The sequence below is a fragment of the Oceanobacillus indicireducens genome (assembly GCF_014647195.1).
Taxonomy (GTDB): Bacteria; Bacillota; Bacilli; order Bacillales; family Amphibacillaceae; genus Oceanobacillus; species Oceanobacillus indicireducens.
Window position 1 is genome coordinate 1 of the sequence record NZ_BMOS01000082.1, and the last position, 312, is coordinate 312.

The following is a 312-nucleotide window of genomic DNA, read 5'->3' on the forward strand; positions in this document are numbered from 1 at the left end:
GAAATCAACCGAGATTCCGAAAGTAGCGGCGAGCGAAATTGGACTAGCCCTTAAGCTTTACACGCGTTAGACGAACGGTCTGGAAAGTCCGACGATACAGGGTGATAGTCCCGTAGTTGACGACGTGTGTTCAGTGAAATCGAGTAGGGCGGGACACGTGATATCCTGTCTGAATATGGGGGGACCATCCTCCAAGGCTAAATACTACTGACTGACCGATAGTGAACCAGTACCGTGAGGGAAAGGCGAAAAGAACCCCTGTGAGGGGAGTGAAATAGAACCTGAAACCGTGTACGTACAAGCAGTAGGAGC

At 50.6% G+C, this 312-nt stretch carries 1 rRNA gene (only partly in view); it reads left to right on the forward strand.

The window, feature by feature from the left end:
• Positions 1-312 (forward strand): 23S ribosomal RNA (locus tag IEX94_RS19490) (its annotated part continues 574 nt past the right edge of the window); the annotation flags it as partial.